Raw genomic sequence first — 21281 nt, forward strand, 5'->3', positions numbered from 1 at the left:
CCTTTGCACAACCTCTAAATCTTGCGCGAGGTGTTGATCCAATAAGGCGCGCGGATCTGAGCTTTCAGAATCTTACCGGCCAAAGAACGAGGGATCTCACCAGAAAACTCAATCTTGCGAGGAACCTTATAACCCGAAAGATGTGCCCGGCAAAAATCAGCTAGCTCGGTTGCTAACTCATCCGTGGCTTTTTCTGGATCCACCAGTGACACGATTGCTAGAACACTCTCGCCAAACTCATCGTCTGGGATCCCAATCACCGCAACGTCAAGCACGCCAGGATGTTTGTGAAAGACAGCTTCAATCTCGGCAGGATAGATATTTACCCCACCCGATATGATCATGTCAATTTTGCGATCCGAGATAAATAGATAACCGTCTTCATCTAGGTATCCAATATCGCCAACTGTGAAATATCCCTCGCCAATCATGGTCGACTTAGTCTTATCAGGCTCATTGTGATAGTGAAAGCTCCGTTGAGATCGAGCAGCAATTATTCCCGGAACACCAGCGGACATAGGCTCGCCATCGTCGTTTAGGATTGCAACTTCAACTCCAGGTACGGCCTTTCCTATCGAGCCTGGCTTGGCAGCGGCCTCACTTGCTGTGATCATGGTATTTACGCCAAGCTCAGTTGAACCATAGTATTCAGTTACACAATCGCCAAAGAGCTCAATTATCTCAGCTTTGACTACCGGAGGACACGGTGCTGCGCCGTGCCAAATCTTTACCAAAGAAGAGAGATCAAACGACGAGCGCACCTGCGGATCAAGCTTTAAGATTCTCACAAATTGCGTTGGAACCAAATGAATATTGGTTATCTTAAAGCGCTCTATTGCCCTGAGAGTTTCAAGTGGATCAAATTTACCTTGAATTATCGTAGATGATCCCCACAACATGGGTAAAAAGGCATAGAGCCACTGTCCAGAGTGATAGATAGGGCCATCTAGCAAAGTCACGCCCGGACGGGGAGTTCCAATGCGCGCATTGTAGGCTAGGGCAAAGGCTGACAAAGTTGTGCCCGGTGGCAAAAGACTTCCCCTCACCCCCTTAGGCCTGCCTGTGGTCCCAGAGGTATAAAACATCGGGGTTCCAAAGACAGTCTCTTCCAAATCGCCTTGGACTCCAGGGTGCAAGATAGCGTCCTCATAAGAGATTGATCCAATTGCATCTGTCAGTTGGTGATCGCCATATTCAAAAACAATCCCGCTATAGCCCGACAGAGCAATCGCATTGCCAGCAATCTCAAAAAGTTGAGAGTCCACAAAGAGAGCCTTAGGCTGGGCATCGCTTAGGATATAACTCAGCTCCTGAGCCGATGAATGCCAATTTATCGGGGTATACCTAATCCCACCTACAGTGGCTGCGAGCAGGGTCTCCATATACTCGACACGATTAAAAGAAAAGATTGCTATCAAGTCATCTGGGGCGATATCGTGCTCTTGTAGCGCTCCTAGGAGATTGGTTACCCGCGCAAGAGACTCATGTCGCGAAAGACTCGAACGAGAATCGACCAACCAATTAGAGTCATCACCGAGGCTTGCCAGACCTTCTAAAAAAAATTTCATGCCAAAGACTAACTTAACGAAAAAGCGGTTTTGACCTATTTGGCCAAATTCCCCTACCCTATGGATTTTGGCTACCAAACCAACTCCTAAGGGCCAAAACTTTTCCCAAAACTTTTCTGGGCCTCCTAATTAGCGATTAGAAGCCAACAGAACTACAAAAAATCAACAAGCTACAAAACGTTCCTTACGATTCCCACTTCAAAAGGTGGCGTAGCTATCTTGATTAGCTCAGCTTGGCAAAGCTGATGTGCCTGGGCAGCTTGATTTACCTGGGCAGCTTGGCTGGAACAAATCTTATCCAAATAGATTAAAAACTCAGATCTCAAAATTACCAAGGCCTAGCTGCAGCCACCAAGGCTGCGCCATAACCATCAAAGGCTGCGCCATAACCATCAAAGGCTGCGCCATAACCATCAAAGGCTATCGTCCCCTCAGTCGGCTAGGGTTCATTTCTTTTTAGCACAATACGCCAAGGAGACCGCTTCTGGGCGAATAGATTTTAGTCGTACTTAAATTCCTTGCCATATAAGCAGGTATAAAGATATCTCAAGGAGTCACAGTGGAGCAGATCTCACTTGGCAAAATAGCAGACCAATATCTAAAGGCAACAACGGAACTTGACCCAACAAGCGCGACATATTTTGGACTAGCTGGAGCCAACGATAGCTTCGGGGACTATTCTCCCGATGGAGCCAGAGCGTCTTTAGATCTCGCCATATCCACTCTGGCCCAATTATCCAAGGTCACAATCTCCAATGACAAAGACCGAATCGCCAAGGAGTCGATGGTTGAACGCCTCGGGCTGATAGTTGATCTCTTTGAGTCTAAAGAACACCTGAGAAACCTAAATGTAATAGAGAGCCCTCCACAGCAAATTCGCCAAATTTTCGACCTCATGAAAAAAGAGACCGACGATGACTTTAGCGACATAGCGGCTCGCCTTAGCCGAGTACCAAGTGCTCTTATTGGCTATCAAAAAAGTCTCGAAGAGGGACTTCGCCTTGGCGTTGCGGCTTCACCACGTCAAGCAAGTGAAGTTGCAAAGCAGGCACGCGCTTATGGCGGTAGCGACAATGTTGGCTTCTTTGCATCCCTGATTACCGAGTACGAAGGCAGCAATACACAAGTCAAAAACGACCTTGCTAGCGGGGCCGAGGTGGCATCTTTGGCATATCTCGAATTGGCGCAATACCTCAGTTTCTACGCCCAAAGGTCAAACGCTAAAGACGCAATCGGCCCTGATAGGTGGGCTCTAGAGTGCAGACGCTTCAACGGGATTGAAATAGATCCCACAGAGGCCTATGAATGGGGGTGGAATGAGGTCTTTCGCATCGATGACGAGATGGTCTCGATCGCTCGCGACCTATATCCCAACGCTACATTCGAAGAGGCGCTCATAGCTCTCGACGAACGACCGGGATATGTGATTGAAGGGGTGGAGACCTTCAGAGACTGGAACCAGGGACTCTTAGATAACACCATTTCAGAGCTAAATGGAGTCCACTTTGACATTCCTGTCCCGATCCAGAAGCTCCAAGCCATGATTGCACCGCCCGGCGGTGCTGCGGCAATGTACTACACAGGGCCAAGTGCTGATCTCTCTCGCCCAGGGCGGACTTGGTATCCAACCTTGGGACGCAATCGTTTTCCCCTTTGGACGGAGGTTTCAACCGCATACCATGAGGGCGTGCCGGGCCATCACCTACAGATCGGATACATTACCTACATGGGCGAGGAGCTCAACTCCTTTAGTAGACTCCTTGGCGCCATCTCTGGCCATATCGAGGGTTGGGCACTTTATGCCGAACGCCTAATGGATGAGTTGGGTTACCTTGGTGACCCGGTCTACAGACTTGGGATGCTAAGCGCCCAGGCGATGAGAGCTGCTCGAGTAGTCATCGACATTGGCCTTCACCATGGATTTATGATACCGCCTGGCCATCGCTTTCTAAAAGCTGGACCCTGGACGATCGAGAATGCAATAAATCTGCTGCAAGCCACTAGCGGCAGAGAACGAGCTTTTGCAGTCAGTGAGATCGACAGATACCTTGGGTGGCCCGCCCAAGCAACAAGTTATAAAATCGGAGAACGAATCTGGCGAGCGACCCGAGAAGCATCCAAAAAGGCTCAGGGTAAAGATTTTTCGCTCTCAAGATTTCATCAAAAGGGTTTTGAATTGGGATTTGTCGGCCTAGCGCAGCTACAGCGAGAATTGGGGCACTAACCCAGTTCACCAAAGGTCCGATCGGATAAGTATGACGAATTAATGAACAACCAATTGGCAACCCAAGACAACCAGCAAAAGCAATGCTACGCCAGCAAAAGCGCGAGCTGCGAAAGAAAGCCGCCCATGAACCGAAAACCGTCGAAACGTTAGATCATCTACTTAGCACTCACCACCTAAGCCATCCTTACAAGAGTCGCCACTTAATCTCGTAGTTTTGAAGATTTAAAACTTCCTAAAATATTCAAAAAATCCACAAAAGGCTAGAAGCCTTCAAATTGTGATATATAATAAATTAAACTATTCGGCAAAAGGAGGGCGAATCCATGAAGATTACATCGTATTCAGACCAGAGGCACTCGCTCTCACCCAATAGCTGATCACTCTAAAGTACGCTTAATTAGCGATATTTCGCTGAGACAAAAGATCTTTAAATCTAATGACTCATAAGAGTCAACTCTCGATTTGAACCTTAGATAGGCTATCATCTATCGGTCATGAAGAAAAAGTGCTGCGACTAAGTCGATCGTCTTTTTCATAGTGATCTTCACCGATACAATAACTATCCCCATGGAGACAAATAGCCACCTCAATGCAGCTTCGATGATTTTTATCGATAAAAATCATCGACATTTAAGTCATATCTTCAATATGCCCCACAAAAATCTTACAAATTCAAGATCGAGATAACTAATGTTCAAAACGATATATTGCAAACCATCTAGTTTGCCAACTCGCCACCTTGATAATGAAATCTTGGCTGATAAAAATGATTATTTACCCATATATGATCACTACAAGCAAACGATGCTAAGCAATATATGAGTGACCTTTGATCTTATTTTAGACAAGTAAAACTCTAATTGTATTCCCAAGTTGCGGCCACTCAACTGAATAAAACAACCAAGAGCATTCCTACTCACGATTTTAATATCTCAAATCAAATAAAGAAGTCCTTAGATGGAAAAAAATTACAGACTAATCAAAGACAAAAATGCCAGGGCATTCCTTGGATCTCAGGCATTCTCATTTATCGGCTCAGGTGCGATGCCTATTGCCCTATCGTTCGCACTCTTGGATCATGGATTTTCTGCACTCTCCGTGGGGGGAGTTCTGGCAGCCACCGATCTACCCTTCGTACTCTTGCTGCTAGTAGGCGGCGTGATCGCCGACCGCTTCTCGCGAAAGGCAGTTGCAATCTCATCTGAGGTGGTACGTGCTCTTTTGGCTCTGGTCTTGGCCTACATTGTCATATGGGTCACTTTCACCCCCTTAGAGCTTGCAATCGTTGGGGCAGGATGGGGAGTTGCACGAGCCTTCTACGCTCCAACATTGACAGGAATGACACCTGAGATCTTCACTCAAGATGCGCTAGTAGCTGCAAATAGCTTTCGAGAAGGGGCGAGAGCCATTGGCAACCTTGGCGGTCCAGCCCTCGCAGGCTTTGGCGTAGCCTATCTAGGAGCCGGAAAGACCATCTTGATAATCGCGGTTTGCTATGCGATCTCTGGCCTATGGCTCTCCAAGGTAAGCGGCACGATAGCTCCAGATGTCGTTGAGAGATCATTTCTAGATGACCTAAAGACGGGATATCGAGAAGTTCGCTCACAGACTTGGTGCTGGCTAACGATCATTGTCTACTCATTCATGCACCTTTTAGTCTTTGGACCCCTGGTGGTTCTTGGTCCGCTAATTGCAAAGCGCCATCTTGGTGGAGCAGCGACATGGGGAGTCATCTTAGCTTTTGAGGGAGTAGGAGGAATCTTGGGCGCAGTCGCTGCATCTAGATTTAAATTGAAACGACCATTGTGGAGCGCGAGTATCATCGCCCTACTTGGATCGCCATCATTTTTTCTTCTGGCCCTGAGAGTCTCCCCCGTATTTATCGCACCTTCAGTGGCAATGTTAGGCTTTGGCTTTTCATTCGTAGGGATCAACTGGGAGACGACGATTCAAAGGTTCTTTCCACAAGAAGCCATGTCTAGAGTCTCAGCATATGACATCTTCGGCTCAGTTGCCCTATATCCCCTAGGACAGGTCCTTGGCGGGCTAGAGACTCATTTTATGAGCGCATCACTAGCAACTATTGCCTGTGGTATCGCGTTGATAGCGACTTCGTTGATCCTAATTGGATCGAAATCAGTATATCGACTCAAATCAACCTAGATCTGCCAACATTTGGCAGATCTAGCTGATAACTTCGACGTCAAAAGCCATTTCTAAAAGCCGTTGCCATAAACAGCCAGAGAGCTATCACGAACTTACCACTCCTAATAAATACAAAGAGGATAAATACGAAGAGGGCACGATCCACCAGCCATCTCTCTCAGAGAACCTCTACACCCCTTCCAATGCCCGCTAATGCGTTTTAAGGGGTAGCTTTTTAGGCCAGCTTGAGCGGTGCATAAGAGAGAATTAGCTTCTTTGAGCCAACACTGCTAAAGCGAATTGTCACAGAGGCGTTGTCGCCGTTGCCATCAATTGCAGTTACCACTCCCTCTCCCCAACTGCCATGGACAACTGGAATTCCAGGCTTTAGTTGACTCACACTAAGACGAGGTCCGCTATCAACCTTTGTAGAGTTCGACGTAGTTCCATATCGCTTCAAGGTAGAACTACTGAGCCCCGAAGCGCTCTGGACGACAGAGTCTCCCAAGTAACGACTACGACGCTCCTCGTAACTCAATCGAACAGAGACGTCCTCAATCAGACTAGGGGGTATCTCATCTAGGAAGCGAGATGGAATTGTCAATGACGACTCACCATATTGGGACCGTTGGTTTGCGCGAGTGAGATATAAAATCTCTCTAGCACGGGTCACTCCAACGTAACATAGTCGCCGCTCTTCTTCGAGCTCTTTAGGCTCATAGAGGGATCTTGAATGAGGGAAGATACCATCTTCTAATGCAGTCAAAAAGACAACTGGGTACTCCAAACCCTTGGCCGTATGAACTGTCATCAAAGTTACTACATCGTCTCCTTGGATTTGATCGGCTTGAGCTACAAGCGCAGAAGCATCCAAGAAGGCCTCGAGCGTCTCATGCTCAGAGGCAACCGATACCAGCTCAGAAAGGTTATCAAGACGAGATAGATTGTCAACACTATCGTTGGCAGCAAGTTCGCTGCGATAACCCGATTCATCCAAGAAGGCCTCGATCAATTCACCCGGAGGCATTTCGTCTCTCACATGACCCCGCAATGCCTCCATGAGCACCAAAAAGTCAGCAATCCCAGATTTTGCACGTCCAGTTACACCTGCTGCCTCATATTTCGAAAGAGCATCGACTAGGGTCGTTCCCATCTCGGCTGCTAGGGTTGCAACCTTAGCAATGCTTTGATCACCGATGCCTCGCTTGGGTACATTTATAACTCGTCTCAGGGCGATCTCGTCGGTGGGATTCTGAATCAGCCTCAGATAGCTCATTGTATCTTTGATCTCTCGGCGATCATAAAAGCGCGTTCCGCCCACGACACGGTAGGGGATTCCGCGACGAATAAAGGCCTCTTCTACGGAGCGAGAATTCGAGTTGATCCGATAAAAGACTGCGAAATCACTGTATCTTCGACCGCCCGTCTCCCTCTCTCGCAAAATACTAGAAGCTATAAAATTTGACTCCTCTGAATCGTCGTCACCCACAAAGAGACGGACCTTTTCGCCCGAGCCCTGGTCGGTCCAGAGATTCTTAGCTTCTCGATATTGGTTGTTAGAGATGATCGAGTTAGCTACATCCAAGATCGTCTGAGTGCTTCGATAATTCTGCTCTAATTTGATTACAGCGACGTCCTCAAAGGCCTTTTCAAATTCCAAGATATTGCGCATATCTGCACCGCGAAAGCCATAGACGCTTTGGTCTGAATCTCCCACCACAAATACGTTTCGACTTCGCTCTCCCAGTTGCATAACAAGAGCATTCTGTGCCACGTTGGTATCTTGATATTCATCTACCAAAAGATGAAAAAAGCGCCTCTGGTACTGCTCCAAGATGGCAGGGTATCGCTCAAAGAGTTCGTGAGTCTTATAGATCAAATCATCAAAGTCCATGGCATTTGCCCCAAGCAACCGCTCTTGATATTGGGCGTAGACCTCAGCGACCTTACGTTCCATGATGTGAGTCGCCTTAGCCATCAACTCCTTTGGACCCAAGAGCTCACTCTTGGCATTTGAGATGCGACTTGCACTTTGGCGAGTTGGAAAGCGCTTAGTGTCAAGTCCCATTGAGGAAGAGATCAAAGAGATAAGCTTCTCGGCGTCGTCTTGGTCATAGATAACAAAGTTCTTCCGATACCCCAATGCCTCGGGGTGATTTCGCAATATCCGAACACATGCCGAGTGAAAGGTTGAGACCCACATCGACTTGGCAATAGGTCCCACCAGTTCGTTGACTCGCTCTTTCATCTCCGCTGCGGCCTTATTGGTAAAGGTAATAGCCAGGATGGATCCTGGATGGACCTCTTTCGCCTCGATCAGATAGGCAATACGCCTCGTCAAGACTCGAGTCTTTCCTGATCCTGCTCCCGCTATCACCAGTAAAGGACCACCATCATGGGAGACGGCGGCGGCCTGTGCTGGATTTAAGCCAGCTAGCAAAGGGTTATTGGAGTTTGTAATGGTCAAAAAACTATCCTAATCAAAGTCTAACAGGCTTAATAAAACCAAAACTATTCCCATTCGATGGTTGCCGGTGGCTTAGAAGTAATGTCATATACGACTCTATTTACCCCCTGGACCTCAGCCACAATGCGAGACGAGATGCGCTCAAGCAACTCATAAGGTAGCCGAGCCCAATCCGCAGTCATAGCATCGCTTGATTCAACTGCTCGCAAGATTATCGGATAGGCGTAGGATCGCTCGTCACCCATAACGCCTACCGATCTAATATCTGCTAGAACTGCAAAGCTTTGCCAAAGCGCCTTCTTGTCCAAATCAGCCCTTAGTACTTCCTCGCCTACGATACGGTCAGCAGCGCGTACGATCTCTACTCGCTCTCGCGTTACCTCGCCTACGATTCGAACGGCTAGACCTGGACCAGGAAATGGCTGACGCCAAACTATAGCCTCTGGGAGGCCGAGCTCTTCACCGATAGCTCGAACCTCGTCTTTGAATAGTTCCCGCAGTGGCTCGACTAATTCAAAGTCCATATCCTCAGGAAGGCCGCCTACGTTGTGGTGGGACTTGATTCGCGCTGCAGACTTGGTTCCTGACTCAATTACATCTGGATAAAGGGTTCCCTGAACTAAAAACTTGGCTCCAGATATATCCTTAGCAGCCGCTTCAAAAGTTCGAATAAAATCCTCACCAATTATCTTTCTCTTGGCCTCGGGATCCGTCACTCCTTCTAGGTGACTAAAAAATTTATCGCTGGCATCGATTGAGAGTAGATCGATCTCAAACTGCTCCCGAAAGGTCGCCTCTACCGTCTTGGATTCACCATGGCGCATCAATCCCGTATCCACATAGACGCAATGCAGCTGATCCCCGATTGCCCGGTGCACAAGCGCCGCTGCAACAGATGAGTCAACCCCACCCGAAAGTGCACATATAACATGGCTATTCCCCACTTGGCTTCGAATTCGATTGATCGAATCCTCGATGATGGAATAGTTCGTCCAAGATGGCTCCGCCCCTACGATCTTATGAAGGAAATTATCGAAGACCCTATAGCCATATTCACTATGTTCCACTTCTGGGTGGAACTGAAGTGCATATATCTTGGCAGTTGGATCAGCAAATGCGGCACAGGGCGCTTCAGGCGTAGATGCCAAAAGCTGAAAGTTCGGCGGCAGTTCTGTAACAGCATCGAAGTGGCTCATCCATACAACCGACTTCTCCGGCACATCCTCCAGAAGAAGTTGCCGATTGATAACCTCTAGATTCACCTTGCCATACTCACCAGAGGCTCTTTTGGAGACAACTCCGCCCAAGTCATGCGAGATCAACTGAGCACCATAGCAAATTCCAAGGATCGGGATCCCCAAGCTATAGATTCTCTCATCTATTCGGGGGGCTCCCTCAACATTTACGCTCTTTGGACCACCCGATAGGATTATTGCACGTGGTGCAATAGCTTCAATCTGTTCGGAGGTGATAGAGCTAGGTACTATCTCGGAAAAGACGTGGTGTTCTCTAACTCTTCGAGCTATCAACTGGGCATACTGAGCCCCGAAATCCAATACAAGGACTTTGGACGATCGTAGAGTGTGCATTTGAACCTCGGCATTAGAAAGCGACTACGGTCCCGAACAAATTGAGTTCTGGTCTATTCAAGACTAGCGCTCACCGATCTAAACAAGGATCGAAGAGCCATCCCCAAAAGCGCCAAAGGCTCCTTTAAGCCTAACGCAAAGCCGCAATCTCCAAAGGTGCAAAAGTTGACCAAAGAAGTCAACTCTGCCCCGGAACCAATAGATCATCACAACTTCATCCATGAGATACGTAATCCGACAAAAATATAAATCACCTGCATCTCGTAGATGAGACGCAGGTGATTTATAAAATCTATCGAGCTTATTGAAAGACCATCGCGGAGTCGCTTGAGCAACTACGCAAAAACCAAACCAATCCCCGAAGTCCTTTTAAAATACACCCATAAGGATCCAAAGAATACCGTCGGCCTGGTAGATCTCACTTATTTTGAAAAGCGGTCAATCATAGACTAGACCTTTTGATTCCAGCTGATCCAGCTACTAGTGGCCCATACCAACTCGTTGAGCTTGCTGAAGTGCCTTACCCTCAGTTTGAAGAGCAGGTGCAACCATAACCTCAGCCTTTTGGAACTCTTTGATTGTCTCGTATCCACACGTTGCCATCGATGTCTTTAGCGCACCAAAAAGGTTCAAGCGTCCGTCGTTCTCACGAGCAGGACCAACAAGGATCTCCTTTAGAGAACCACGCTGAGAGACTGAGACTCTGGCGCCTCGAGGTAAGGTTGGGTGGAATGTAGCCATTCCCCAGTGATAGCCCTTACCTGGGGCCTCATAGGCTGAAGCTAACGGCGAGCCGATCATAACTGCATCGGCACCACAGGCGATTGCTTTGGCGATGTCCCCGCCCTTACTCATTCCACCGTCAGCAATGACGTGGACGTAAACTCCGGTTTCGTCCAAATGGCGCATCCGAGCGCCAGCGGCGTCAGCAATAGCGGTAGCTTGAGGCACGCCCAATCCGAGTACTCCTCGTGTGGTACATGCATTACCAGGACCGACGCCCACCAAAACTCCGACGGCTCCAGTTCGCATCAGGTGAAGTGCTGCTTGATACGAAGCGCATCCTCCAACGATAATTGGAACATCAAACTCACGAATGAACTTCTTCAGGTTGAGGGGTTCGTGATTTTTAGAGACGTGCTCCGCAGAGACGACAGTTCCTTGGATTACCAAAAGATCTAGCTCTCCAGCTAAAGCGGCCGGCGCAAGTTCAGGGGTACGTTGAGGAGTTAGCGATGCAGCCGCGGTAAGACCCGCAGCTTTAATCTGCCTAATTCGCTCAGTCACCAAAGTAGCCTTGATTGGTTCAGAGTAGATCTCTTGCATTCGCTCTGTAGCTTTTTCACTCGGAAGTGAAGCAATCTCGGCCAGGAATGGCTCTGGATCCTCGTAGCGAGTCCACAACCCCTCGAGGTTCAGAACTCCCAGTCCGCCTAAGCGACCAATCTCAATAGCTGTCGCTGGAGAAATTACTCCATCCATCGCAGATCCAAGAAGTGGGAGGTCAAATCGAAATGCATCGATCTCCCAAGTAATATCGACATCCTCTGGGTCACGAGTACGTCGCGAAGGTACGATTGCGATGTCGTCGAAGCCGTACGCACGGCGTCCGGACTTTCCCCTACCGATTTCGACTTCTGCCATCAAAAACCCTCCTTGGAGAAGTTAATAAGGCCATTTTCACAAAAGAAGCGTTCCATATGATCAGTATAACCACTTGACAACAAATTGCATTTGTGTTATACGCCACACCTAGGCGATTCGAGAAAATGACCTCAAAAATAGAATTTAGAGTCAAAGTCCTATGATCTTGAGGACTCCACGAGCCACAGCCTGGCTCATCTCATAGATAGCCGCATCACGGGCCTTGTCCACCTTGTCCATAATTCCTTCATCTCCTTCAGTCTCGCTCAAGGCGTCCAGAGTCGAGGTTACGGTCCTCTTGGCGGTTTCGGTTACTTCAAAACCGAGTGAGGTCAGCCTCTTGAAGATCTCGGAGCTAGAGACTGGTTCGGGTGCCGATCGAGCAATGAGCTCGATAGCAGCCTTTGCTAATTCACTGGTAACTTCAGTAGCACTACCCATAGCACCAGAAAGATCCGACGATCGTTTACTCATCTGATCAGCGCTATGTATCCATAGCTTCATCTTAGAGACGAGCTCTTCTAAAGTTTCAGCCTCAAACGTTACAGACGCCATTGGTCCATCTTCCCTTCGTACGTTGATCTATTGGCGCGCCTCACTTCTGACGCAAACCCAGATATATTCTCTTTAGCGCTTGAACCGTAATGTATGCTGTGGCACCCCATACAAGATCATCATCGATGGCAAAAAAGTGCATCTCTCGTTCTTCATGACCACGTGTCCAAACTTCCCGATGGTAGATCGCGCTCGAGAGGAGTTCTGCGATTGGAACTTCGATAACAGCTGCCACTTCATCTTCACTAGGGTAATAGATGGGGGACGAGACACTTGACATGGCCAAGTATGCCGACATTGAGATACCACTCGTTGACGTTGCCAACTCGGTAATCTTCCCCAGAATATCCAATGTGGATGGTTCGATTCCAATTTCCTCATAAGTCTCACGGATTGCGGCATCCATCGGAGTCTCGCCATGCTCGACCTTGCCACCGGGAAAGGCGATCTCTCCACTATGACTCTTTAGATGAAGGCTCCGCCTGGTAAAAACCATGGAAGGCGAGAAAGCGGATCCTGTCAATACCGCCAAGACGCCGGCAGGTCGTTTCATATCTCCGTCGGGCAGACTTGGTGCGGGTTTTGGTGCGAGATCTCGAGAGGCTTCACCCATGGAAAAAGCTCTAGCCAAGTCAAATCGATTCAAAGGTAAGGATTCTGCCAATTCATCCATCCAAACCGGCCGCTTCATCCGCCGAGTTAGCGGAGGTCTCGGAACTAATTGCCGATATCGACTGTCGAGTTCAATAATTTCACCCATCATTTACACATCACCTATCCTGCCCCATAAGGTTCAATCAAACGATCAGGACCCCAGGGTCAGGCAAGATCATTTGGCTCTCCATCCGATAACACATTATTCCACAACACATTTTCTGACGTTCTGTTTCGTCAATGTGGACTTTGAGCCTTATACCTATCTCACAATAGCCATAAATACTTCAATTTGTGGACCTTTACTATTAGAAAAACTAATGGTTACCAAACAAAGGCCGACGTTCATTCCAGACATAGAGGACGGTCGTCCTTTTAGAGTTCCCTCGTGATCACGATCTACATAAACAAAGCAGAACCCAATTAAATAAGATTTGGGCCAAGCGATTACTCACTTGGCCCAAATCTCAAACAATTTGAAGATTTTATCTCTAATTAATAGAGATTGATAACCTTCAAAACTACATCATGCCGCCCATGCCGCCCATGCCGCCCATGCCGCCGGCGCCGCCGCCTGGCATAGCCGAATCGTTCTCAGATGGCCTCTCGGCGATCAAAGCTTCGGTCGTCAAAAGCAGTGCAGCGATTGAGGCTGCATTTTGAAGTGCAGATCGAGTGACCTTAGCTGGATCGATTACTCCCGCTTTTACGAGATCCTCATAAACTCCAGTTCGGGCATTGTAACCAATTGAACCCTCTTCGCGGGCAACTCCTTGGACTACAACAGCCCCTTCAACACCGGCATTATTTGCGATCCATCGAAGTGGCTCATCTAACGCCTTAGCAACAAGAATCGCTCCGGTTGCCTCATCACCAGAGAGGGTAGCAGCTAGGTTTTCAACATCGATACGGCTACGAATCAATGCTGTGCCACCACCGGCAACAATACCTTCTTCGATTGCAGCTCGTGTAGCAGAGAGGGCATCTTCGATACGGTGCTTCTTCTCTTTGAGCTCAACCTCAGTGGCTGCTCCAACCTTGATTACAGCAACGCCACCAGCAAGCTTTGCCAGACGCTCCTGTAGCTTCTCGCGATCCCAATCCGAATCGGTAGCATCGATCTCTCGACGAATTTGAGCAACACGGCCCTCTACGTCATCCTTTGATCCATGTCCACCAATGATCTTGGTATCATCCTTGGTAACTTCGATACGTCGAGCCGTACCAAGTAAGTCAAGGGTGGCATTCTCGAGCTTGAGGCCAACCTCTTCTGCGATAACTTGGCCACCGGTAAGAACTGCCATGTCTTGTAGCATCGCCTTGCGACGCTCGCCAAAGCCGGGGGCCTTGACTGCTACCGAGGAGAAGGTTCCGCGGATCTTATTTACAACCAAAGTCGCTAGTGCTTCGCCGTCGACGTCCTCGGCAACTATTACTAGTTGCTTACCCGTCTTCATAACCTTCTCTAAGAGAGGCAAGATCTCGCTGACCGAACTAATCTTGGAGCCATAAAAGAGGATATAAGGATCCTCTACTATTGCCTCTTGACGATCCTGATTGGTAACAAAGTAAGGGGATAGATATCCCTTGTCAAATTGCATACCCTCAGTGAATTCAAGTTCAATACCAAAGGTATTGGACTCTTCAACCGAGACAGTTCCGTCTTTACCAACACGGTCGATGGCTTCCGCCAAAACATCGCCAATCGAGGTATCGGCCGCAGAAATTGATGCAATTTGAGCGAAGTCGGACTTCCCGTCAACAGGCTTAGCCTGCTTTTGGATCGACTCCACTGCTACTGCTACTGCCTTTTCGATGCCCTTCTTGAGCACCATTGGATTAGCACCAGCTGCTACGTTTCGCAATCCCTCACGAATAAGGGCTTGTGCTAAAACAGTTGCTGTTGTCGTGCCGTCTCCAGCTACGTCATTTGTCTTTGTCGCGACTTCTTTTACAAGCTGGGCACCCATATTCTCATATGGATCCTCTAGCTCGATCTCGCGGGCGATTGAAACGCCGTCGTTTGTGATTGTCGGAGCACCGAACTTCTTGGAAAGTACTACGTTTCGACCCTTTGGTCCCAACGTTACCTTCACAGTGTCGGCGAGTTTATTAACTCCGGCCTCAAGCGAACGACGTGCATTTTCGTCAAACTTGAGCATCTTTGACATCTACTTGGTCACCTTTGCTAGAACATCTCGCGAAGAGAGGATCAAAAGTTCTTCACCATCAACTGTGATTTCAGTGCCACCATACTTCGAGTAGACAACTGTGTCACCCACGACGATATCAAGAACGATAACTTCGCCGGTTGCATCTGCACGACGGCCTGGGCCAACTGCCAAGACCTCGCCCTGCTGTGGCTTTTCTTTCGCTGTATCCGGAATAACAAGCCCAGAAGCGGTCCGTTCTTCGGACTGCGCTGGCCTTACTACAATACGATCATCGAGTGGATTTAGCTTCATTTTCTCCCAAAGCCTCCTTGTGTGATTGACTTCACTTTTAATATAGTCTCGATTTTAGCACTCTCTACCTATGAGTGCTAAAACGATTCATACTTATCAAGTTTCGTAAGTTTCGCCTCCACCGAGACCAGATTGGAGCTAATCTTTAGTAGAACAGATGTTCGATAAAGGAGGCATGGTGGATATCTCAGGCTTTATGGTACGCTTCGCTTCAGAGGAAGCATGTGAAGATCATTTGATCAAATTGCTATTGCTATTGCTATGAGGGATTTAGATGCCCAAAGTGTGACTCTGACCAGTTTACCTTAATCAGGCCAAACCATCGAAGAAATGCAGCATCTCGAGCTCCACTTTTTCAATGTAAATCTTGTCGACGTCAAACTAGCGTTACCTCCAGAACCATCTTCCATCGAAGCCATATCTCTTTATCCAAGTGGTTCTCCGCTATCTATCTATTGTCCAACGACAAGCGTGGTCTTTCGGCTACTACCTCCCCCTAGCCATCAGAGCCCTTGCTAAATTCGTTCAAGTTTCTTATTCGACTGGCTGGTTGATGCTAAATAAGCCACCTAAGGCAATGGCTGAGCGTAATGGCTGACCGAAATGGTTTATACAAACTTGGAGAAAACGCCTGAGTAGATGAGTTCTTTTTAGGTGGTGAGAGCCATGGCGAAGGCTAAAGAGGAAAGGGGACAAAACAAACCAATGTTCTAATTGGAGTGTCGATTAGCAATGGTGCTCCTACTCATTGCTTCATGGAAGTAATCAAAGATACCACTGCTAAATCACCCAAAGATGTTTTTGTGAGATGCTTAGATTCTAATACCAAGCTGATAAGTGATGGTAACCCAAGTTACGGGGTATGTGCTGAAAGACCTTGGACTAGCGCACTGGTTCACTCTATCCAAAGACGAACAAGCACATGTAACATTCAAATGGCTCAAGATCCTAAATTGGAACTGCAAGAAATTTATCGACGGAACATACCACGGACGTGAGGAACATAGGCAACTTTACCTCGAGGAATTCGCATACCGATTCAACCGAAGGCACTTTGAAATGTCCTTGGTAGAGCGACTTCTCAATACATGTGTGTTTGCGTCTCCACATCCGCTACTCCGCGAATCTGATTCCAAAATGGCTCTTGCTTACGAAACTTGATAAGTATGAAACGATTTGTCACAAGGTTCTAGTTTCATCCAACAGATTGACCTCTCACCGTTAAAGGAGTTGGGTCAAAAGCTAAAGACGCAGAGAGGCCTCAACATCCAAACCGTAGTCGTCCGCGCCGAAGGTCTCGAGACGAAAACGACCCGCTTGGGCAATCATCGCTCCATTATCGGTGCAATTTACCTTGGCCGGAAGGACAACCTCTAACCCCGCAACACTTCCTGCAGCCAACAACCGCTCCCGTAGCAAACTATTGGCGCCAACCCCGCCTGAAAGGCCAATTGAGACGCAGTTGGTTGATATCGCAGCATCCATAGTCTTTGCAACCAGCGTCTCGACGATGGAGGCCTGAAAGCTAGCGGCGACATCTTCTACTGAAACTCCTGGATTAGACCGAAGGTAGTTGACGACAGCCGTCTTGGGGCCCGAAAAGGAAAAGTCAAAGCGTCGATCCACCTTAGCGATAGGAAATCGAATGGCGCTTGGATCTCCATTGGTCGCCACCTTCTCGATCTCAGGACCCCCGGGAAATCCAAGGCCCATAAAGCGTGCAACCTTGTCAAATGCCTCACCGGCAGCATCATCAAGAGTCTCACCCAATATCTCATAACTGCCCAAGCTATTCACGCGCACAATCATCGTATGGCCACCTGATACCACGAGCACAGCCATTGGAAAATGCATTAGGCGCCCCTCAAGGCTAAGGGCAAAGATGTGGCCTTCTAGGTGGTTTACCCCAATCAGCGGAATACGCCATCCCAAGGAAAGGGCCTTTGCTACTGCAACTCCAACCATCAAAGAACCAGCCAACCCAGGACCCTTGGTTACTGCTATGGCATCAAGGCCGCAACTTTGAGCATTTAGACCAGCTTCTTTTAAAACTCGCTCTAGGACCTCTATTATCACGGCTTCATGTGCTCGAGAGGCCAACTCTGGGACCACCCCGCCAAAGTTAGAATGAATATCGATCTGAGATGCAATTACAGACGATAAAACGATGCCACCACTGTCGACGACTCCTAATGCAGTGTCATCGCAGGAGGTCTCAATACCAAGTATTAAATTCTTCACAATGCTCCTAAACAATAGATCACATCCACCCAGTTAGACCTCGCCATTTGGGTGCGATCTTATCGCGATAATTCTCTAATGACCCATCGAAACCTACCCACAATTGGGCTCGGTCGGCTAGTAAGGTTCGCAAAAAGCAATCGCGAAGGTTTGGAGATTGCCGAAGTACCTATCTGAGAGTCAGCCAGGCGCCCAAGCATCCTTGCGTATAATCGAGCTTGCGTATAATCGGGAAAAATCGAGCTCACAATCAGTATCATCATGAGTGGCCAAACAAAACCGAAAGCCCTGACAAAAACCGAGCCCTGTCGGTATGCCTATTACCCATAGCGGACTCTACAAAACAAGATCCCACACAGCTATCGCCCCATATATCGTCCCCAATATCGTCCATCGCAGATCAGGCAGATCCATCAGACCTCTTGTAAAAACATAGGTAGAAAAAGTGAGCGAGCGAGCCCTAGAGATAACGCCGAAAGGGTTCGCCTTGCCATTAAAACTATAAGGTAAAGGCGAAACTCTCCCAATGGGATTGCTTTGGATTGAACCTATATTATCTCCTTCTCATTATGTGTTACATCCCAAATATGATGGACAACATCATGCAGGAGGTAACGAATTATCGACTCGACAGTAAATAAACTTCCATTCGAGCGAAGCCCTTCGCGCTCCCAGTCAGATACCTCTAGTGTTTCAATACGACGAGCTAATTTATTTGCACTCACACCAAGGTCAAAAACAACAGCATCCGGATCTGAATCACCATAGCGCCCGTCAATGGCAGCCTTATCCTGGTCCCAATTTGCAAAAGTTGGCTTAGTTTGCGACAGCATAAGTTCCAGTCGCTCATTGAAGATCTCATAGACGTCACGGACATGACATCCATATTCAAGGGTCGACCAACGATGCGGACTCTCTCGAATCCCAACTTGGGGTTTAGATAACTCCTTGGACCATTGCGCAGCATTAGAGGCAATAGCACCAGAAAAGCCAGAGCGATTATAACTCTTTGGATCAAAACCGCACTCGCTGCACGGCCTCTCAAGGACCCAGGTCCAATCTTTTGTATCAGCGGGAATCATCGTCATAGAATCAAACTAGTCGAAGGCCAGATCACAAAAATCTCTACCTTGATTTTGAGCTTTTCTTTACCTTTTAGCAAAGCGAAACTGGCATTGCAAGCTGGGAGTTCAGAAATCTATCTGACCAAAAACCTACACAAAGGCAAACCCTTTACAAATTATCAACGAGTGTTCATATTCGTCTTGCAATCTAAATACCAAAGGCTTTAAACGACTCGAACTTCTTGGAGACTCCAGAGCCTGCCAATAAAGTTATCACTTTTGTAAGATCTAAGCTACCTCCATTCTCCTCCGTAGTTCTAATTGTTACCTCGCAGAAGCAACTACTTCTAAGATCATGGAGCATCCATCAAAGCCGGAGACGCCGGTAAAGGTTGACACATAATTACTAAATGATGTGATCTAGATTCGGCAAGGGAAACTCTGAGTTAGCGATACTCTACTTGTGAACCTAACAGCTTGAAACTCCTCCGCAGGAGGTCGGTCGAAGTGCGATAACGCCAAGATTAGTAACTTACCGGCTGACAATCAATGGTTTTGGCCCGGCCGAGCACAAATGCAAAATTATCGAGGAATCAATTCCATCTCCTTGTGATCGCTTCGGGCAAGTTGTCGGGTGCTTGATGCTTTTAGCTTGCTCGATCTGTTTGACATAATCCTGCAGCGGGATACCCTAGCTTAGTTTCAGTGTAAAAACGTGACCACCGGCACTAACCTAGACGTAACATCAACTTAGCAAAACCGCTGGCTCCACAATGGTATTGTTACTTGAACCAACGGAAATGGCGTCTTCGAGCGCTCAAATTGCGCTTTGAGGCAAGCTGCACCAAGCGATCTCGATATTCGGTCGTATCGACCTCATATACCCACATGATGATCGCATCTTCATTATTTTCCTGGTAATACCCTTTTCTGACCCCAACTGGCATAAAGCCAAAACTGGCATACATACGTTGAGCAGCCAAGTTGGTCACGCGGACTTCAAGCGTTAGGTTCTTAGCACCATAATCAAGGGCTTCTAAAACCAACGAATACATCAACGCCGAGCCGATATGATGGCGATGAAAGTCTGGGTGAACGGCGATATTGGTAATATGTGCATCTTCTAAAACGTACATTACCCCCGAATAACCCACCACAGCGCCGCCCAGAACCGCAACTGAGTAAGAACGCTCTTTATGGTGTGCTAATTCAGATAAAAAAACCCCTACACTCCACGGCTTTGGGTAGACAAGCTTCTCGATCTCATGGATAGCCGAGAGGTCCTTTTTGCGCATTGGATTAATGCTGAGTTCGCCGGGCCCAACTGTAGGATCTTCGCTTTTTATCCTCAGAACCATTTTCTGACCGCACCTGACTTTGGATGACCTTAGACAATTCAATTCTATTATTGTAAGACTATTCCATCGACGGAAATTCAATTACACCTAGGTCCTCTTTGGGCCATAATGTGGCGTTTATGGCCGCGATTGTTGAAAATTAGGTTTCGGAACAAGTTGGTCATCTGCCCGGGCCCAAGGGTGAGTACATACTTTCATACAGAAGAAGAAAGCTCTGGTATAATCCAAACGAAGAGGGACCGCCTTATCCAAAACCATCCACACCACCAGCTGCGCTTTTGTCTAGAAACGATATCACAATCCAAGTCGCCGCCATCGCCTATAAACTCTTCAAAGATCACCTAAGTCAATAGCTATCCCCAATCTGATCAGATTGGCAGATCAGATTGCGATCTGGCCTAGTCGACCCAGGCACTAATTGATCCAGTCAAAGGAGATGAAAATCTATTTCAATAGTCAACCATGAAGCCAGCGTAAGGGCCACTAGCCCATTTTAGATGTGCAAAACTATTAGTAACTAATTTTGCTCTTGATTGATTGCCTAGCCCTACTTTCGGCAACCACCCCATGAAAGCCCAGGTCATGACCATATTGGTGTCTGGATTTGGGCACTACAGTTGAGCAATCACCTTCTTGGTTCGAGCTAGGGTATCTACTACTCCAAGAATAGAGTAGATCTCTTTTTGGGCAGAGTTTGGAGTAGAGGAGATACGAAGGTTATGTAGACGTTTGTTATCATCTAACATCGTTACGTTCAAGCGGCTATGGGTAGACACTTGAGCAAGAATGCTGTGAACACTTCTTTTGTCACCGGCTTGAGATAAGCTAAGTGCAATTGCTCCATAGAGGTGATAAGCAACTACTGAGATAAATAGATGAGCAGCGGTACGACTAGCTAGTTGGTGATAGATCGGTCTCATCCCTAGATTGCTCTTTAGGGCTTTGAATGCATCCTCTACCTTTGTTAGGGTCATATAGAGCTTCCAGATCTCTTCTGGTTCTAGATCGTTCCTATTGGTCTCAATCACATATGCACCATAGAGAGTCTCAGCTGCTTCTTTTACTTTTGGTTTCTCAGTCAAAACCAGCTCTTTGACCTTTTTGGTCATCGCCAGTTATGGCATCTATCTCATAGCGACGCGCAATAGAGCGATGCTCTTGCTTTAGCTTTCCTATTCTTGAAGCCACAGTTGTGGCATTGGAATATTGACCACGCTTAACTGAGTCAGCTAGTTTGTCAAATGCACTCTGGAACTTAGTTTGCATACCTCTAGCAATTGCCTCTTCTTTATCCCTGCGACGCT

The 21281-nt window shown here is 47.7% G+C and carries 15 protein-coding genes and 1 pseudogene; 3 read left to right on the plus strand and 13 right to left on the minus strand.

Annotated features, from left to right (window positions below; translation table 11 throughout):
* Positions 1-14: 14 nt before the first annotated feature.
* Entirely contained in the window at positions 15-1646 is a 1632-nt protein-coding gene (locus AXFE_RS14005; protein ID WP_052606578.1) for an AMP-binding protein, read from the minus strand.
* Positions 1647-2127: 481 nt separating this feature from the next.
* Between AXFE_RS14005 and AXFE_RS14010 the strand changes: the two genes are divergently transcribed.
* Both AXFE_RS14010 and AXFE_RS14015 read left to right on the plus strand, forming a co-directional pair.
* Positions 2128-3792, plus strand: a complete 1665-nt coding sequence (locus tag AXFE_RS14010; protein WP_052606579.1) for a DUF885 domain-containing protein — start codon at positions 2128-2130, stop codon at positions 3790-3792.
* Between the two features lie 960 nt (positions 3793-4752).
* Positions 4753-5958 (plus strand): MFS transporter, encoded by a 1206-nt coding sequence (locus tag AXFE_RS14015; protein WP_052606580.1) that lies wholly within the window; start codon positions 4753-4755, stop codon positions 5956-5958.
* Between the two features lie 217 nt (positions 5959-6175).
* Here AXFE_RS14015 and AXFE_RS14020 read toward each other — a convergent pair whose 3' ends face one another.
* From AXFE_RS14020 to groES, 7 genes are all read right to left on the minus strand, one after another.
* Positions 6176-8407: an ATP-dependent helicase gene (locus AXFE_RS14020; protein ID WP_235347823.1), complete on the minus strand. Its 2232-nt coding sequence runs from the start codon at positions 8405-8407 to the stop codon at positions 6176-6178.
* A 44-nt stretch (positions 8408-8451) separates the two neighbouring features.
* Entirely contained in the window at positions 8452-9996 is a 1545-nt protein-coding gene (gene guaA, locus AXFE_RS14025) for a glutamine-hydrolyzing GMP synthase (RefSeq protein ID WP_052606581.1), read from the minus strand.
* A 480-nt stretch (positions 9997-10476) separates the two neighbouring features.
* Positions 10477-11640 (minus strand): GuaB3 family IMP dehydrogenase-related protein, encoded by a 1164-nt coding sequence (locus tag AXFE_RS14030; RefSeq protein WP_052606582.1) that lies wholly within the window; start codon positions 11638-11640, stop codon positions 10477-10479.
* Between the two features lie 150 nt (positions 11641-11790).
* Positions 11791-12195, minus strand: coding sequence for a hypothetical protein (locus tag AXFE_RS14035; RefSeq protein WP_052606583.1), 405 nt, complete (start codon positions 12193-12195; stop codon positions 11791-11793).
* A 40-nt stretch (positions 12196-12235) separates the two neighbouring features.
* A complete protein-coding gene (locus AXFE_RS14040; protein WP_052606584.1) occupies positions 12236-12958 on the minus strand; it encodes an NUDIX hydrolase in 723 nt (240 codons plus the stop codon).
* A 412-nt stretch (positions 12959-13370) separates the two neighbouring features.
* Complete coding sequence (gene groL / locus AXFE_RS14045; RefSeq protein ID WP_052606585.1) at positions 13371-15020, minus strand: chaperonin GroEL; 1650 nt, start codon at positions 15018-15020, stop codon at positions 13371-13373.
* Positions 15021-15314, minus strand: coding sequence for a co-chaperone GroES (gene groES / locus AXFE_RS14050; RefSeq protein ID WP_052606586.1), 294 nt, complete (start codon positions 15312-15314; stop codon positions 15021-15023). It abuts the gene before it with no gap.
* 178 nt (positions 15315-15492) lie between these two features.
* Here groES and AXFE_RS19470 point away from each other — a divergent pair.
* Positions 15493-16475: pseudogene (locus tag AXFE_RS19470) on the plus strand (IS1595 family transposase).
* Between the two features lie 81 nt (positions 16476-16556).
* On the opposite strand, the gene tsaD reads toward AXFE_RS19470, so the two are convergent.
* The 5 genes from tsaD to AXFE_RS20095 all read right to left on the minus strand — a co-directional run.
* The gene (tsaD, locus tag AXFE_RS14060) at positions 16557-17558 is read right to left on the minus strand and encodes a tRNA (adenosine(37)-N6)-threonylcarbamoyltransferase complex transferase subunit TsaD (RefSeq protein ID WP_082058775.1); all 1002 of its coding nucleotides are present in this window, start codon (positions 17556-17558) and stop codon (positions 16557-16559) included.
* A gap of 545 nt (positions 17559-18103) precedes the next feature.
* Complete coding sequence (locus AXFE_RS14070; RefSeq protein ID WP_052606590.1) at positions 18104-18643, minus strand: DinB family protein; 540 nt, start codon at positions 18641-18643, stop codon at positions 18104-18106.
* A 758-nt stretch (positions 18644-19401) separates the two neighbouring features.
* Positions 19402-19977, minus strand: coding sequence for a ribosomal protein S18-alanine N-acetyltransferase (gene rimI, locus AXFE_RS14075; RefSeq protein ID WP_052606591.1), 576 nt, complete (start codon positions 19975-19977; stop codon positions 19402-19404).
* Positions 19978-20588: 611 nt separating this feature from the next.
* On the minus strand, positions 20589-21059 hold the full coding sequence (locus AXFE_RS14080) for a hypothetical protein (RefSeq protein ID WP_052606592.1): 471 nt from the start codon (positions 21057-21059) through the stop codon (positions 20589-20591).
* Positions 21052-21281, minus strand: a 230-nt coding sequence (locus tag AXFE_RS20095; RefSeq protein ID WP_160291872.1) for a hypothetical protein, incomplete at its 5' end; no start/stop codon positions are given. The genes AXFE_RS20095 and AXFE_RS14080, both read right to left, overlap by 8 nt.

Origin of the sequence: Acidithrix ferrooxidans (genome assembly GCF_000949295.1) — a bacterium.
Taxonomy (GTDB): domain Bacteria; phylum Actinomycetota; class Acidimicrobiia; order Acidimicrobiales; family Acidimicrobiaceae; genus Acidithrix; species Acidithrix ferrooxidans.